The sequence below is a fragment of the Bradyrhizobium sp. LTSP857 genome, assembly GCF_000938285.1.
Classification (GTDB): domain Bacteria; phylum Pseudomonadota; class Alphaproteobacteria; order Rhizobiales; family Xanthobacteraceae; genus Bradyrhizobium.
The window spans coordinates 132,297-146,887 of sequence record NZ_JYMS01000038.1 but is presented as its reverse complement, the minus strand read 5'-3'; the positions used below and the strand labels follow the sequence as shown (position 1 = coordinate 146,887).

Annotated in this window: 14 protein-coding genes; 7 read left to right on the top strand and 7 right to left on the bottom strand. The window is 62.0% G+C overall.

What is annotated here, in order from left to right:
- Window positions 1-108 precede the first annotated feature (108 nt).
- Window positions 109-1,434 (top strand): MFS transporter, encoded by a 1,326-nt coding sequence (locus UP06_RS24435; RefSeq protein WP_045006199.1) that lies wholly within the window; start codon window positions 109-111, stop codon window positions 1,432-1,434.
- A 20-nt stretch (window positions 1,435-1,454) separates the two neighbouring features.
- Here UP06_RS24435 and UP06_RS24430 read toward each other — a convergent pair whose 3' ends face one another.
- Complete coding sequence (locus tag UP06_RS24430; RefSeq protein WP_283806041.1) at window positions 1,455-1,832, bottom strand: response regulator; 378 nt, start codon at window positions 1,830-1,832, stop codon at window positions 1,455-1,457.
- A 155-nt stretch (window positions 1,833-1,987) separates the two neighbouring features.
- Between UP06_RS24430 and UP06_RS24425 the strand changes: the two genes are divergently transcribed.
- On the top strand, window positions 1,988-3,109 hold the full coding sequence (locus UP06_RS24425; RefSeq protein ID WP_245305531.1) for a sensor histidine kinase: 1,122 nt from the start codon (window positions 1,988-1,990) through the stop codon (window positions 3,107-3,109).
- A 63-nt stretch (window positions 3,110-3,172) separates the two neighbouring features.
- Entirely contained in the window at window positions 3,173-3,676 is a 504-nt protein-coding gene (locus UP06_RS24420; protein WP_045006198.1) for a GNAT family N-acetyltransferase, read from the top strand.
- A 151-nt stretch (window positions 3,677-3,827) separates the two neighbouring features.
- Here the strand turns inward: UP06_RS24420 and UP06_RS24415 are convergent, their stop codons facing one another.
- The 3 genes from UP06_RS24415 to UP06_RS24405 all read right to left on the bottom strand — a co-directional run bounded on the left by UP06_RS24415 (window position 3,828) and on the right by UP06_RS24405 (window position 5,687).
- Window positions 3,828-4,256 (bottom strand): universal stress protein, encoded by a 429-nt coding sequence (locus tag UP06_RS24415; RefSeq protein ID WP_045006197.1) that lies wholly within the window; start codon window positions 4,254-4,256, stop codon window positions 3,828-3,830.
- Between the two features lie 187 nt (window positions 4,257-4,443).
- Window positions 4,444-4,929: a YkgB family protein gene (locus UP06_RS24410; protein WP_045006291.1), complete on the bottom strand. Its 486-nt coding sequence runs from the start codon at window positions 4,927-4,929 to the stop codon at window positions 4,444-4,446.
- 164 nt (window positions 4,930-5,093) lie between these two features.
- A complete protein-coding gene (locus UP06_RS24405; RefSeq protein ID WP_045006196.1) occupies window positions 5,094-5,687 on the bottom strand; it encodes a TetR/AcrR family transcriptional regulator in 594 nt (197 codons plus the stop codon).
- Between the two features lie 95 nt (window positions 5,688-5,782).
- Here UP06_RS24405 and UP06_RS24400 point away from each other — a divergent pair, with 95 nt between their 5' ends.
- The 3 genes from UP06_RS24400 to UP06_RS24390 all read left to right on the top strand — a co-directional run bounded on the left by UP06_RS24400 (window position 5,783) and on the right by UP06_RS24390 (window position 7,767).
- Window positions 5,783-6,523 carry a 3-oxoacyl-ACP reductase family protein gene (locus tag UP06_RS24400; RefSeq protein ID WP_045006195.1) on the top strand — a complete coding sequence of 247 codons (741 nt, stop codon included), beginning with the start codon at window positions 5,783-5,785 and terminating at the stop codon, window positions 6,521-6,523.
- 143 nt (window positions 6,524-6,666) lie between these two features.
- Window positions 6,667-7,311 (top strand): HAD hydrolase-like protein, encoded by a 645-nt coding sequence (locus tag UP06_RS24395; RefSeq protein WP_045006194.1) that lies wholly within the window; start codon window positions 6,667-6,669, stop codon window positions 7,309-7,311.
- A gap of 96 nt (window positions 7,312-7,407) precedes the next feature.
- Entirely contained in the window at window positions 7,408-7,767 is a 360-nt protein-coding gene (locus tag UP06_RS24390; protein ID WP_045006193.1) for a hypothetical protein, read from the top strand.
- A gap of 54 nt (window positions 7,768-7,821) precedes the next feature.
- Here UP06_RS24390 and UP06_RS24385 read toward each other — a convergent pair whose 3' ends face one another.
- Both UP06_RS24385 and UP06_RS24380 read right to left on the bottom strand, forming a co-directional pair.
- Complete coding sequence (locus tag UP06_RS24385) at window positions 7,822-8,370, bottom strand: sterol desaturase family protein (protein ID WP_245305530.1); 549 nt, start codon at window positions 8,368-8,370, stop codon at window positions 7,822-7,824.
- Window positions 8,349-11,732, bottom strand: a complete 3,384-nt coding sequence (locus UP06_RS24380) for an AAA family ATPase (RefSeq protein WP_045006191.1) — start codon at window positions 11,730-11,732, stop codon at window positions 8,349-8,351. The genes UP06_RS24385 and UP06_RS24380 overlap by 22 nt, the downstream gene beginning before the upstream one ends.
- A gap of 159 nt (window positions 11,733-11,891) precedes the next feature.
- Between UP06_RS24380 and UP06_RS24375 the strand changes: the two genes are divergently transcribed.
- Window positions 11,892-12,731, top strand: a complete 840-nt coding sequence (locus UP06_RS24375) for a class I SAM-dependent methyltransferase (RefSeq protein WP_156163192.1) — start codon at window positions 11,892-11,894, stop codon at window positions 12,729-12,731.
- A gap of 9 nt (window positions 12,732-12,740) precedes the next feature.
- Here the strand turns inward: UP06_RS24375 and UP06_RS24370 are convergent, their stop codons facing one another.
- Entirely contained in the window at window positions 12,741-14,369 is a 1,629-nt protein-coding gene (locus tag UP06_RS24370; protein ID WP_156163191.1) for a di-heme-cytochrome C peroxidase, read from the bottom strand.
- Window positions 14,370-14,591: the final 222 nt, after the last annotated feature.

Genomic DNA, 14,591 nt, shown 5'->3' with positions numbered 1-14,591 from the left:
TCAAAAGCAAATGCCGTTTGCACTCGTGGTGTCCGAGCGTCATAGTTTCACCAACGCTGTCCGGATGTTTGAACCGGCTTCAAAAAAAACCAAGCGGGAGACTGCGTCATGCAGGACGTCGAGACTCGGGTCATTGGCAAGGTGATGTGGCGGCTGATTCCGTTCCTGATCGTGTGCTACTTCGTGGCCTATCTCGACCGCGTCAATGTCGGCTTTGCCAAGTTGCACATGAACCAGGCGCTTGGTTTGAGTGAAGCAGCGTTCGGGCTGGGCGCCGGCTTGTTCTTCGTCGGATATTTCCTGTTTGAAGTGCCCTCAAATATCTTTCTGGAAAAAGTCGGCGCGCGCGTCTGGATCGCCCGCATCATGATCACGTGGGGGATCGTCTCGGCGGCTTTCGCATTTATCCCGTCGATATCGGCAGCAACGGGAATTCCGACGACGGGCGTTTTCTACTCGCTTCGTTTGCTGCTCGGTGCCTGCGAAGCGGGCTTCTTTCCCGGCATCATCTTCTATCTGACGCTCTGGTTCCCCGCGGTTTACCGCGCCCGGGTCATCAGCCTGTTCATGCTGGCGATCCCGATTTCGTCGATCATCGGCTCACCGATCTCCGGGATGCTGCTCGGCGTGACAGGTTGGGGGTTGGAAGGCTGGCAGTGGCTGTTCATTCTCGAAGCGTTGCCGTCGGTCTTGGTGGGCATTGGCGTCCTGTTCTATCTGACCGACTTCCCGCGCCAGGCCCGCTGGCTGCAACAAGACGAGATTGCCTGGCTGGAGAACGTGCAGGCCACCGAGAAGCGCAACAAGGAGCGCGTGGAACATTTGTCCCTGGGACAGGCGCTCACTGACCCCCGCATTTTGGCGTGCGCTCTGGTGTACTTCTGCCTGAACGCTGCAAGTTACGGGGTGGCGTTCTTCCTGCCGACCATCATCAAGGGCTTCGGCGTCAGTGACACCCAGACCGGCCTGCTCGCGGCACTCCCCTTTGTTTTCGGGGCCGTGGGCATGGTGGTTCTTGGTCGTCATTCCGATCGGACCATGGAGCGAAAGGGTCACGTCGCCGCGGCGCTGTTGATGGCAGCGGTCGGGGTCGGATTGGCAGGTCTCGTTTCGAACTCCGTGCTCGTTATGGCCTTGCTTTGCTTCGCACAGATCGGGATCTCCGCGGTACCGCCGATGTTCTGGCCGCTGCCGGCGAGCTTTCTAACGGGAGCATCGGCCGCCGCCGGCATCGCCGCGATCAACTCGCTCGGAAATCTTTCCGGTTTCGCCGGTCCTTACGCGATGGGCTATCTGAAGGATCTGACCGGCAATTTTACCGCGGGTCTTCTCCTGCTGGCGGGTTGCGCGCTGGTCGGCGCAATCGTTGTCGTGATCCTGCGGATCGATGCGAGGCGCGAGCAAGTGTCCGGTGACGTCGCAATGGCGCATTAGATGTCGGTGATCGTCGGAGCTCAATAGAGACCGCTCAACTCTCGAACAGCCCCTAAGACTTCTCGCGCGCTATAGGGCTTCGGGATGAACCGGCCGCCCGACGGCAGATTGACCTGGTCGACCCTGGCCATGCCTGACGTCGCGATGATCTTGACTGGCGGCCAGCGGCCCCGAACGGCGGCAGCGAGCTTGAGGCCATCCATGGACCCCGGCATCTGCACGTCTGTAAATACAACAGTGATATCGGAGCGGTGCTCGAGAATGGCGATGGCTTCATCCGCGTTATTTGCTTCAATCGCTTCAAACCCGGCGGACCTGATCATATCGACCGCGTCCATGCGGATCAGGAACTCGTCCTCGACAATGAGAACAACTGGCAGTCCAGTAACTGAATTCACTGCATAAATGCCTCCTGACAGGCTAAGTATCCCTGTCGAGGATGGTTCCTCGCGTGTCGACCGCTCTCTGCATCCAGGACAGATGGACATCCGCGGCCGTCACGTGCACGGTACTCGACACAGTCGCCAAATTGGAGGTGTCGTTGAGAGCGGACTTGCACAGGGCCGAGGAGTTCCGTCTTGGTGCCCTCCTGCGTTATGGCATCCTCGACACCCCGCGAGAGGCCGATTTCGACGAGGTTGTGAATGTCGCGTCTGCGGTCTGCAATACGCCGATTTCCGTGATCAATCTGATCGACCAGGGCCGCCAATGGTTCAAGGCGGAGGTCGGGCTCGGTGTCCGCGAAACGCCGCTGGACAGTTCGATCTGCGCGCACGCGATTTTGCAGCCCGGCCTGTTTGTCGTGCCCGACACCACACTGGACCGCCGCTTCGCCGATAATCCCCTGGTCACGGGCGACCCGCATCTGCGGTTTTATGCGGGTGCGCTCCTGGAAACGCCCGAGGGCTTTCCGCTCGGCACCGTCTGCGTGCTCGATTACAAACCGCGTGAGCTTGACGACACCCAAAAGGCCTTCTTGCGGCTGATGGCCAATCAGGTGATGAAGCAGCTCGAACTGCGCCGGATCAACGCCGCAGAACACGTCGCCAGAGTCCGAGCCGAGGAGATGGTCGCGGAAAAAGAGACGTTGATGCGCGAAGGCGATCATCGGCTCATGAATTCATTGCAACTTGTTCAATCGATCCTGTCGCTTCAAAGCCGCGGCGCATCGAGCGACGAAACGAAAGCGCAGCTGGACATGGCCAGCAATCGCGTGCTCGCGATTGCGACCGTCCACAAACAGCTGCACCTGACCGGCAGTCTGGAAAAAATCGAGATCGATACTTTCCTGCGCCGGCTCTGCGACAACCTCAAGCATACCGCACCTGCGCAAATTACGGCGATCAATGTCAGTGCTGAGAATGCCAAGCTGCGGTCGGACGTAGCCAGCGGATTGGGTCTCCTGGTGGCCGAGCTAGCAACGAACAGTTTCAAGTACGCCTATTCGCCTGGTGAACGCGGCCCTGTCGACGTGAGCTTCAAGACAACCGCAAACGGATGGACTTTGGAAGTGTCCGACCAGGGGCGTGGGCTTCCGCCGGGCTTTGACGTCGATCAGAGCAAGGGCTTTGGAATGCAGGTCGTGAAGGCGTTCGTGCGGCGTCTGAACGCGACGATGTCGGTCTCGTCCCGCCCCGGACGTACTGCGTTCGAGATATTCAGTACCGAAGACTGATAAGAGGACGAGATGGCGGAGCCGGGCGAAAATTTGACACGCCGGAAGCGGTTATCTGGTTCCATGGAACACTTCAACACCGAGAGCTTGACCGCCGAGAGGCTGCGCGAAGGTCACCTGGCAGACCTGGTCGCGCTCCATCTCGATCCCGAGGTCTCCCGCTATCTCGGCGGCGTGCGTTCGGCCGAAGTCACGAAGACCTATCTCGCCGTCAACATGGCCCATTGGGACCAGCATGGCTTCGGGCTCTGGGCGCTGAGAACGCGCGACGGGGCGTTCGCAGGCCGCGCGGGAATCCGGCACATCCTCGTGGATGGCATCGACGAAACCGAGATTGCCTACACGTTCAAGCGCAGTCTCTGGGGCCAGGGGCTCGCGAGCGAGATCGCCTTCGCAATAACTGACATCGGGTTATCGCAACTCGCACTGCCGTCCCTCATCGGCCTGGTGTTTGCTGAGAATGGCGCATCCCGCCGCGTGCTGGAGAAATCGAACTATGTGCTCGAGAAAAGCACGACGCATCACGGCCAAGACGCCGTGATTTACCGCATCCGGCGGAGCGTATAGTCCGGATCGCCCACTTCAGGTGCTGGGCCGACCAAGCCTCACCGGCACATAAGGTCTGCGAATGACGCAAAGCAGACAAGGCGCTTTACGTGGCTGATGAGTTTTCCAATCCTCGCGGCCACGCGAGAACTCTGTCACCAGGCCCGCACATTCACTGACAAATCAGTACGGGGGTTTTCGCCTGCGTCAGCACCTTGTTTGTCACGCTACCGATGAGAAGCATGGAGAGCCCGCTGCGCCCATGGGATGACATAACGATGAGATCGCAACCTTTATTCTCGGCTGCCGCGATGATGGCTTGATGGGGTTGTCCGTTCTCCGCTTGGATCTGTTCGCACGAAACGCCAGCCTCCTTGGCCGCTTTTGCCGCGCGATCCAACGCGGTCGTGGCCTGTTCCTTGCGCAGCTCAGCATATGTTGCGACTGCTTCACGGAACCGTCCTGTTATTTCTGAAAACGGCTCCACAACGAAGATTACGGAGACCTTGGCTCCAAGGGATTTCGCCAGCGCCAACCCATGCGCCACTCCATGCTCCGCCAGCTCCGACCCATCTGTCGGAATGAGAATATGCCGGTACATGCTTCACCTCCCGCTTGTCTGAACGTATCGCTGCGTTCGGTATGCAAGCTGGGCCCGCATTTCGGATATAGGCTTGAGATAGATCAATCCCTCGGCCCAACGCCCCTCGACCCAGATGTCGGCATTGGCGCAAATCGAACGGGCGATGGCCCGCTGCGCTGTCCGGGAATGAGAGGCGGCCCAAGGCTCAGCCGGTGCGCAGCTGGACAACTGATCGTGGCAACGAAGCGAGAAACAACACGGCGCAAACGCACAGCAAGACGAGATCCTTGAACAGAAACTCGCCGGTCAAATTCCACGCCATTGGATCGGGCGAAAGGCTCCATTTGACGACCCCCGGCGTCGTGAAGAAGAATGACCACGTGATCGCGAAGGTCACCATGCCCATGAATGAACCGAGGGCGGACAAGACGGGGTTGAACGCGCCAGCCGCGAGCAACGTCGCAATCACGAATTCAGAAACACCGAGAAAATACGCCTCTCCCCTCAGGCCGAACACCGACAGCCAGGAGATGATCGGACTGTTGCTGATGAACTGGGCGATGCCCTGTGCCGACTGTAGTGTGAACTTCTGCATTCCAAACGATACGAATATGATCACCATGACCCAGCGGAGAATGGCGAGCGGACGATAGGAGCCGTCTCCATTCTCAGCAACGTTGAACCCTTCCATGTGACTCTCCCGGGACTGCACATCCATCAGCTTGCGGAAAATGCGTTCGCTGAAGGCTGTACGAAGGGGGGCTTCGATCGTTACCCGCATCCGGGGTTCCACTGATCACAGCTGCGTGCAATGCGCGCAACGGTCGAGACGCATGCATTTCGGATAGCCAAACGCTAGTCGTCGTCCGGCCACGCTGCCATCGCCGCTTCGGCCGCACCTTTCAGTTCCGCCGGCGTGGCGCCATCCTTGGACTGGATGGCCATGCCCTGGAAGACGCTGAGATAGAACCGGCTCAGAGCTTCGATGTCCGTCGTGGCGGCCAATTCACCATTGGCGACCGCAGCCTCCAGCCGCGTGCGCAAACTGCCGAGCATGTCGAGCCGGACCTTCCTGATCTCGCGGGCGATTGGGGCCGGCCATTCGTCGCTGACGGCTGCCAGCACGGCCATACAGCCGGCCGGTGTCATCCGGGATTTTGGCAAGGTCTCGACCGCTGCGGCGAGCAGGTTCTCAATACCCTCGCGCGCGGTTGCGCCGTCCGCGAGCCTGTCCCAGACCGGCTGTCCATGAATCAGGACGTAATGCTTGATCGCCGCAAGGTAGAGCGCCTCCTTGCTCTCGAAGGCGGCATAGAGGCTCGGCGAGCGGACGCCCATGGCGTCGCACAGATCGTTCATCGAGGCGGCCGCAAAGCCCTTGCGCCAGAACAGCAGCATCGCGGCCTCCAGCGCCGCCTCACGATCAAATTCCCGTGGCCTTCCCGCCATGACGCCTCTTTCTGTAGCGATCAACACATAATTCACTTGACGCGGGCGATCAAGATCCCAGATATTCTGTGTCGATCATTACAGAATAGGAGAGTATGATGACACTGGCAGGAAAACGGGCCCTTGTGACGGGCGCAAGCAGAGGTATCGGTGCGGCCATCGCAAAGGCCCTCGCCGCGGAAGGCGCCGATGTTGCAATCACTTATGAAAAGTCCGCAGACAGCGCCGCCAAGGTCGTCGATGCGATCAAGGCGACGGGGCGGAAGGCCGTGGCGATCCAGGCCGACAGCGCGGACGTCGCCGCCGTTCAGGCCTCGATCGACAAGACCGTCGCCGCATTGGGCGGGCTTGATATCCTGGTCAACAACGCCGGAATTCTTCGCCTTGGCGGCCTCAGCGACATCTCGCTCGCCGATATCGACGCGCTCCTGAACGTCAACGTCCGCTCCCCGATCATCGCGAGCAAGGCCGCGCTGCCCCACCTTGGCAAGGGCGGTCGCATCATCACCATCGGCAGCTATTTTGCCGATCGTGTGCCTGCGCCGGTGCTCGGCGTGTACGCGGCGTCGAAGTCGGCGCTGATCGCTTTCAACAAGGCCTTGGCCCGGGAGCTCGGCCCCAAGGACATCACGGTCAACCTCGTACAGCCGGGCTCGATCGATACCGACATGAACCCGGCCCACGGCCCGACCGCGGATACACTGAAGCAGTTCATGGCACTCGGCCGGTATGGTGCGGCTGAGGACATCGCCAACGCCGTGGCGTTCCTGGCGAGCGCGAAAGCCAAGTACATCACCGGCTCGGCATTGACCGTCGACGGCGGCGCGAACGCGTAGGCGTCAAAGGAGTAACGGCCGGGTCGTGGTTCGGCCCGGCCGGTTCTCTGCGACGGCAACTGTCATATCCCGGCCAAACCATCTGATCTGGGCTGACGGCCATGACGATGCTATGCTTCGAGCATGCCTGAAGCCACTCCGTACTGCTTGATCTCGACGGAACGCTGATCGATTCCCGGCCCGGCATTGCCGCAAGCACCCTCGCGGCTCTGCGCGCGCTGGGACACAGCCCTGACGAGGCGTTCGACATAACCCCCTTCATCGGGCCGCCGCTCGAGGACGTGTTGCGCGTCTTGCTCCGGACCTATGACGACGACCGCCTCGACGATGCCGTGTCGGCGTATCGTCAGCATTACGGCGACAGCGGCTATCTCGGAAGTGAACTTTATCCCGGAATTGGCGAGGCGCTTGAAGACATGCGGCAGGCAGGCTTGCGCATCTACATGGCCACGTCGAAGCGAGAGGTCTTTGCCCGGCGGATCGCCGAGCATTTGAACCTGGCAGGATATTTCAACGGCATCTACGGCTCGGTGCACGGCGGCGCGCTGGATCACAAGCCTGAACTGCTCGCGCACGTCCTGTCCGAACGGAACCTGATTGCGTCCGAAGCCCTCATGGTCGGCGACCGCCGGCATGACATCGTCGGCGCTCACGCGGTCAGGATGCGCGGGCTTGGCGTGCTCTGGGGATATGGCAGCCGGGACGAGCTTGAAACGGCCGGCGCGGATCATCTGGTGGAACGCACCGCTGAGCTCGCGCACACGGTTCTGTCGATGCTGGGCAGGTAATTTCCGATTCGAGCGGCGAAAAATTCGCGCGAATCTGCAAAAATTCGCACTCGAATTTGAATGGCTTTCCCGTAATTGGCTGTCTATGGTTGACCCATGTCGCGCCTCGTATGTCTATTTGTTGCTGTCATTCTGTCGCTGCTGCCGGTCGTCGCGCCTGCTGCGCCGGTCTCAAAAAAGCCCAAGCCAAGCTGGCACGGCTACGGCTTCCTGCCGGGCTATCGTCAGCCGCTGAGCAACAGCCAGCCGCTCTACGCGCAGAAAAACGGGCTGCGGCGCTACGCGCGCGAAAACCAGCGCCAATGGTATATCGACCCGGTGCCCTACTATTATCGCTATAACGGCGACTGGCACTATTTCGGCCGGCCCGGCTTTGCCGGCCCGCGTTACAATGGCGGCAGCTTCGGGCCGTGCTGGACGCGGACGCCGATCGGCGCGGTCTGGAATTGCGGCTGAGCCGTCGCGTCGGTCGCGCTTCAATCGGAAACCATCACCCTCGGGGCCGCGCAATCATTCGGAACAAAACGTTCCGAACACGCGATCCCACATGCTGGTGACCACCCCGAAATTGCACGGCGTCTTGCCATAATGATGGCGCGCGTGTCGGCGCTTCAATCGCCAGAGATAGCCGCCCCGCTTCGTCGGATGGTGATGAACGATGTGGTGAAGCAAGCTGAAATAGATGTAGCCCAGCATCAACCCCGCCGTAACCGCGCAGGCGGTCGCAAGACCGGTCAAGAGCCAGACCGGCAGCAGCGACCCGCACAAGATCGACCCCAGGCTCAGCCAGAGCGGCGAACCGACCAGCGCACGCGGATCGGAATGGTGCATGTCGTGCAAGGCTGCAAGATAGGCGGGACCATGCAGTGCGAACCTGTGAATGAGGTACTCAGCCAGGGTCCAGAGCGCCAGCCCGCAAGCGAAACCGATGGCCGCCCCGTCCCAGCCGAGGGGTTCTTTCAGCAACAATGCGGCTGCCACCAGTGCAACGCTTGCCAGGGGATAGAACGCAAAATCGGCAAAGTACAAAAACTTTTTCACTCGCATGGGTTTGCGCATGGGCTTGTCTTGCTCAAACGATCCATGGCCGCCCTTGCTTCGAAAATCTCCGGCAAATCCTGTGCGTTGGCGAACTTTCCGACCACGGGACTGAGCACCGTCCACGCCTGCTCGCCCGTTCCGCTCGCGAGATACAGTCTGGCCAGCGAGAGCGCGGCGCGCAGCTCGAACGTCGCGGCCTGCTGCCGTCGCGCGGTCTCGAGGGCCTGCGTGAAGGCTGTCTCGGCCGCGACAATATCGCTCGGGTCCTTGCGCAGCAGCAGCTCGCCACGCCGCCGGTGGATTTCCGTGGTGAACCACTCCTGTCCGGTCCGCTCGACCTCGACGAGCTGTTCGTCGAGAATCGCGAGCGCCTCGTCGAACTGTCCCTCGCCGGCCTTTGCTTCCGCAAGCAGCGTCCAGGTCAAGGGCACGTAGAGCCCGGTCGCCATCTTCCCGACCAGCGGCAGCGCGATCGAGTCCTGCATCTCCTGGAGCCCCGACTCCCGCTCGCCGGAATGACAATGGATCCAGCCGTTCCAGAACTTGCTGGCCCGGGTGTAGAGCAAGAGCCCGTGCTCGCGACTGAGCTCGATGACGGCATCGACATGCGGCCTGGCGCGCTCGGGATTGCCGCGCATCGCTTCGAGCACGATCTTGTGGAAATGCGCGTAGACCATCGTCGCGACATGGCCGCTGTCGGCGGCGCGGCGGATCGCCTCCTGCGCCAGCTGCTCGGCGCGATCCACTTCGCCGAGCGGCCACAGCACCAGCGCGAGATAGATCGCCGCCGCGATCCCGTAATCGTGGCCGTACAGGAATGCGAGATTGCGATCGTGCTCGTAGCGATAGATGGTGAGCGCCTGCTCGAGATGCTGCTTGGCATCGACGAGATTGCCCTCGAACCAGCGCGTCATGCCGCAGACGCGATGGGCGATCCCGGCCTCCGGCGAGTCGGGCCGGTCGGCAGTATCATGCAGGAAGGCTTGTGCCAGCTCCTGCATGGCGCCGAGCTCGCTGCGAACCAGGCTCCCGACCCACAAGCCGTAGGTGGCGGCGAACCGCTCGGGCGCACCCTTGAGCCGGGAGGCAAGCTCGCGCGCCCGTGCGAAAGCGACTGACGTTTCCGGCGCGCCATAGCCGCGCGTCGCGATCAGCGCGTTGCCATAGGCGATCTGCAATTGCAGCCGGCGGCCCTGCCCGGCAGGGCCCTCGCTCAACCCCTCCGCAAGACCGATGGCCTTGGTCAGATGCGCGATCGCCTCGTGATAGGCCGAGCTGCGCAGCGCGCGGTCGCCCGCCTTGCCCCACCATTCCACGGCGTCCTCGACGAGGCCGGCTTGCGTGAAGTGATGTGCGGCGATTTCGGGTGCAGCAGCGGCCGCTTCCGGAAACTTCTCCTGAAGCACGCCTGCGATCCGCTCATGCAATCTGCGCCGGCTGCTCTTGAGCAGGCTCTCGTAGGCGGTGTCCTGCACCAGAGCGTGCTTGAAAGAATAGACGCCCTCGGGTGCGGACTTGCTGCGGAATATCAATTCAGCGCGTTCGAGCTGGGCGAGCAGGGCATCGAGCTCGGAATCATCCTTGTCCGCGATGGCGCGCAGCAGCTCATCGGAGAATTCGCGGCCGATCACGGCACTGATCTGCGCGACTTCCTTTGCCGGTCCGAGCCGGTCGAGCCGCGCCATCAGCGAATCCTGGAGCGTCGAGGGGATCGAGACGCGCGGCAGGATGGCGCCGATCCGGTAGCGGCCGCCCGCCTCCTTTTCGAGGATGCCCATCTCGAGCACGGTCCGCGTCAGCTCCTCGACGAACAGCGGGATGCCATCGGTCCGCGCCGCGATCTGCGTCACGAGCTCGGACGGCACCGCGCGGCTTCCGATCACCTCCGCGATCATGCGTTCGACGTCGGTCTCCTTGAGCCGTCCGAGCTCCAGCGTCGTCAAATTCGCCGGCCCCATCCATCGCAGGGTGAATTCGTCGCGAAACGTCAGGACGAGCAGGACGCGAAGCTGATCGGCAAGCTTGACCGCGAGCTCGAGCAGCTCGAGCGAGGTGGCATCCGCCCAATGCAGGTCCTCGACGATACAGAACACCGGGGCCTCGGTGCTCAGACGCTGCAAACGCTGGATCAGCGCCGCCAGCGTGTTGCGCCGCAGCTGTTGCGGCGTCCATGCGAGCGGCGGATAGCGTCCGTCGGTGGGAATCGACAGCAGATCTGCGAACAACGGCACGAGCGTTGGCGTCCTCGGATCGGTGCGACCCAGCAGCGCTTCGAGTTTGCGCAGCCGATGCTCATTGGTATCGCCGGCGCCGAGCTTCGCAGCCCTCTGCAACTGCGTGATGACAGGATAAAGCGCGCTGGCGCGATGATGCGGCGAGCATTGATAGCGCAATCGAATGTGCGGCTCGGCGACGACGCGCTCATTGAAGAAATGCGCCGCAAGCCGCGACTTGCCGATCCCGGGTTCGCCGGAAATCAGGACGACCTGGCCCTGGCCGCGCCAGGCCCGCTGCTTGCACTCGGCCAGCCGGTCGAGCTCGTGTTCGCGGCCGACGAACCCGACGAGACCCCCGGAACGGTGGGCCTCGAAGCGGCTCGCGTGCGGCGACGGACTGTCCACGGCCCAGACTTCGACGGGCTCGCTGAAACCCTTAATCGCGCGCGTTCCGAGCTCGCGCAGCTGGAACAGGTTTCCGAGCAGCCGACGCGTCGAGGACGCGATGATGACAGTGCCGGGATCGGCGAAGGCCTGCATGCGCGCCGCGAGGTTGGGCGTCTCGCCGATCACCTCGAGCCGGCTCGAAGCGCCCTTTGCGATGAGATCGCCGACGACGACAAGCCCGGTCGCAATCCCGATGCGAACCTCCAGCCGCTCGCCCGGCTGCATCTTGACGGCCTGGACGGCGGCGATCGTTTCGAGCCCGGCGTGGACCGCGCGCTCGGCATCGTCCTCATGCGCAGAGGGATAGCCGAAATACGACAGGATTCCGTCGCCGACCAATCGCGAGACTATGCCGTCATAGTGCACGATGACCGCGGTCGCGGCCTCGCGATAGGCTTGCAGTATCTCGCGCATCTCCTCGGGATCGAAGCGATGTGACAACGCGGTCGAGCCGACCAGATCGCAGAACATGATCGTGAGCTGACGGCGCTCGGCGCCGGTGTCGACCTTCGGTGCGGCAAGACGCGGCTTCGGAACATCCAGTTCGGCGATCGAACGCAGCAGCTTGCGCCGATGCCCGAGCACGACACCCATGCTCGCGAGATCGCGATCCGTAATCTCCGAAAGAATGTCGAAATCAATGCCGTGGTCGGAAAAGGACTTCAGGTATTGAGGGAGGCCGACCTTCTCCAACCAGGCAGCAACCTGCCCAGTCATTACGCGGTCCAGCATTATCTGTACTAAACCTAAAGTATATCTTCCCTCGGAATGAAGTCAAATGTGGCAGGTAAGCGTCGCCATTGTTGACGCAACCTGACCCGTAGCCCATCCTTTGCGGTGGAAGCGTTCCCCATTTTCGCGTGAGAGTATTCGCTCGTGAAGCAGGATATGTATCCAGCAGGGACAAACCCCGTTCACTCGGCCGTCGTGAAACTGTTCTATTCGCGCGCCGCCCGCCACCTCTTCACCAACGCCTGGTACTCCCTGCTGAGCAACCTCGACAGGGGCGCCGCCATCAGATTTCTCAACTACGGCTACGCCGCGCTGGACGGCGAGCAGGTTGCGCTGCAAGCCATGGACGAGCCCGATCGATATGCGATCCAGCTCTACCATCACGTGGTGTCCGGCACCGCGATCGTAGAGAAGGACGTGCTGGAAGTCGGCAGCGGCCGCGGCGGCGGCGCGTCCTATGTCGCGCGATATCTCCACCCGCGCAGCTATACCGGGCTCGACATCTGTAAACCGGCGATCCGGTTCAGCCAAACCCGCTACGCCGACCAGGGCAATCTCGCATTTCGCGTCGGGGATGCGCTCAGCCTCCCGTTCGAGAACGACAGCTTTGATGTCGTGATCAATGTCGAGAGTGCGCAGCACTATGGCGACATGGGGCGCTTCCTCGACGAAGCCCACCGCGTCCTCCGACCCGGTGGCGACTTCCTGATGGCGTGCTTCGAGGACCCGTCAAAGGACGTGTTTCCGCGAGAGTCCCTGGCCCGATCGCGCTTGCGTCTCGTCAAGGAGGACGACATCACGGCCAATGTGGCGCGCGCGCTGGAGCTCGACGGCGCGCGGCGGACCGCGCTCGCAGTCGAGATCGTGCCGCGCCCGCTGCTTGGGCTGTCGCACGAGTTCGCGGGCATTCCAGGCACGCAGCTCCATGCGTCCTTCGCGAACGGCGAATGCCCCTATTATTGCTTCACCTGCCGCAAGGACTGAGCGACTATCTCATAGCGTCTTGAGATACTCGATCAACGCCTTCCGATCGTCCTCGGTCAGGTCCGTTCCGTAGATGTGGCCGGCGTTCGAGTTGCCGCGCACAGTGGTGTCGAATTTGAACGCGCCAGGGGTCTCGCTTGCCATCGCGTAGCCGACGTTCACCGGGTCGAATTCCCAATTGCCGACAAAAAACGTCTTGGGCCGCTGCTCCGGCGGAAGCAGGAGATCATGGAGCGATGGAACGGAGCCGTTGTGCAGATAGGGCGCCGTCGCCCAGATGCCGTTGAGCGGCCTTGCGCGATATTGAAGCAGACCGCGGTATTCATTTGGACGTCCGCAATTGATCGCGGCGGCAGTGGCTGCGTTGTCCCTGGATTTGGCGATCCATTGGTCGGCGACATTGCCCGTGACGATTTTGGCAGCATCGTAGTTGGCGATATCGTCCGGCCCGCCGATCTTCGACAGCGCGATCCTGCGGTTCGCGAATGTTGTCGCTTGCGCGGGATCGGTCCCGATATCCTTGAGATCGGACATCCGGACCTGGATCTCGTCGCACGCCCCGGGAGCGGCTACGGCGGGAGCCGGATCGTGGCAGTTCGCGCACGCCTTCGCGTACACCCCCTGCCCGAGCGCGGCTAGTTTCAGGTCAGGCGCCCCGAAGATCTTGTCCGGCCAGCGCGGCGAGCGCAGATCCATCAGCGCCCGCTGTCCCCAGACCACATTCTCCATCTGGACTGCATGCGTCACGTCGGCCGTGATCATCGTGGCGTCATGCTTCATCGGCGCCTGGACGCCAAGCGCTTCGATCAGATTGCGCGTGAACGGCTGCCGGATCGAGCCGTTGTACAGCACCCAGCTGAACCGCGGCGTATCCCACAGCGGCGGATATCTCACCGGCGCGGTCCGCGGCGCATAATTCCTGGCCTCGTTGATCGGATAGGCAAGCAGCTGGTTCAGCCCTTCCCCGTGCGCGTCCAATCTGCCGGCCCCCGCAGGCGTCTCGGGGTTCTGCGGATCCGGCGGAAACGATGGGAGTGCAGCAAAGCATCCCAACCCCGCCCCCACCACGGGGGGCGGAAGCTTCACGCGTGCCATGAAGCGCCCGAGGACTTGCTGGTCCGAGAGCGCTTTGAGAGCACCGAAGAGTTGAGTGGTCAGGCCGCCGATGTCGATATGGGACGGTCCGCCCTCGATGCGGATCTGCTGGCCGCGATAGCTCACCTGGCCGGTGTGACAGCCGGCGCAGCCCAGGCCGAGCCAGTTGCCCTTCCAGCACTTGTGCTTGCCGTCAGGAAAGTCGACCGGCGTTTTGTAAAGCCCGGCGGGGAGGCCGTCCGGGTTATCAGTCGCGCGCGCAGGCTCGGCGAGGAAACCGAGCCGCTGCAAATTCTCGGGCGCGCTGATCAGTGCGGTTTGCCCTGACGGCTGGCCCGGCTGTTCGAGCGCCAAAAACCATTCATAGGGGAAGATCGCCGTCCCCTGCGAGACGAAGTGAAAGCGATCGGCGGTGTCGGCACTCCAGCCCTGTTGCAGATGCACGGGATTGTCCGGCGTAGTCTTGTCTTCGGCCGCCGCGAAAAGGAAAACAGCGAGAAGGGCGGCGATGGCAATCAATGGTACGCGCACATCAAATTTCATGTTCGGCTCCAAATACAGTGAAGCTCTCAAGAATGACGTCCAACCGGTCCAATGCACCGCGATCAATCAATCAAAGCGGGTTGGGTCCGGCATCAGCAAACAATTGCGTCAAAGCCTTCGCTGCCTGGCAATCAGCGATCGTGCGCCACCGATGGAGCTGCGCGCAGCACCGGAGGCATTCCAGTTATTTTTGTATCAATGACAATGGCGGTCAGCATTTGG

Bases quoted from the DNA above. Each gene is read 5' to 3' on its own strand.
- UP06_RS24380 (WP_045006191.1), bottom strand. From the start codon at position 11,732: ATGACTGGGCAGGTTGCTGCCTGGTTGGAGAAGGTCGGCCTCCCTCAA.
- UP06_RS24385 (WP_245305530.1), bottom strand. From the start codon at position 8,370: ATGCGCAAACCCATGCGAGTGAAAAAGTTTTTGTACTTTGCCGATTTT.
- UP06_RS24400 (WP_045006195.1), top strand. From the start codon at position 5,783: ATGATGACACTGGCAGGAAAACGGGCCCTTGTGACGGGCGCAAGCAGA.
- UP06_RS24410 (WP_045006291.1), bottom strand. From the start codon at position 4,929: ATGGAAGGGTTCAACGTTGCTGAGAATGGAGACGGCTCCTATCGTCCG.
- UP06_RS24405 (WP_045006196.1), bottom strand. From the start codon at position 5,687: ATGGCGGGAAGGCCACGGGAATTTGATCGTGAGGCGGCGCTGGAGGCC.
- UP06_RS24370 (WP_156163191.1), bottom strand. From the start codon at position 14,369: ATGAAATTTGATGTGCGCGTACCATTGATTGCCATCGCCGCCCTTCTC.
- UP06_RS24420 (WP_045006198.1), top strand. From the start codon at position 3,173: ATGGAACACTTCAACACCGAGAGCTTGACCGCCGAGAGGCTGCGCGAA.
- UP06_RS24390 (WP_045006193.1), top strand. From the start codon at position 7,408: ATGTCGCGCCTCGTATGTCTATTTGTTGCTGTCATTCTGTCGCTGCTG.
- UP06_RS24415 (WP_045006197.1), bottom strand. From the start codon at position 4,256: ATGTACCGGCATATTCTCATTCCGACAGATGGGTCGGAGCTGGCGGAG.
- UP06_RS24435 (WP_045006199.1), top strand. From the start codon at position 109: ATGCAGGACGTCGAGACTCGGGTCATTGGCAAGGTGATGTGGCGGCTG.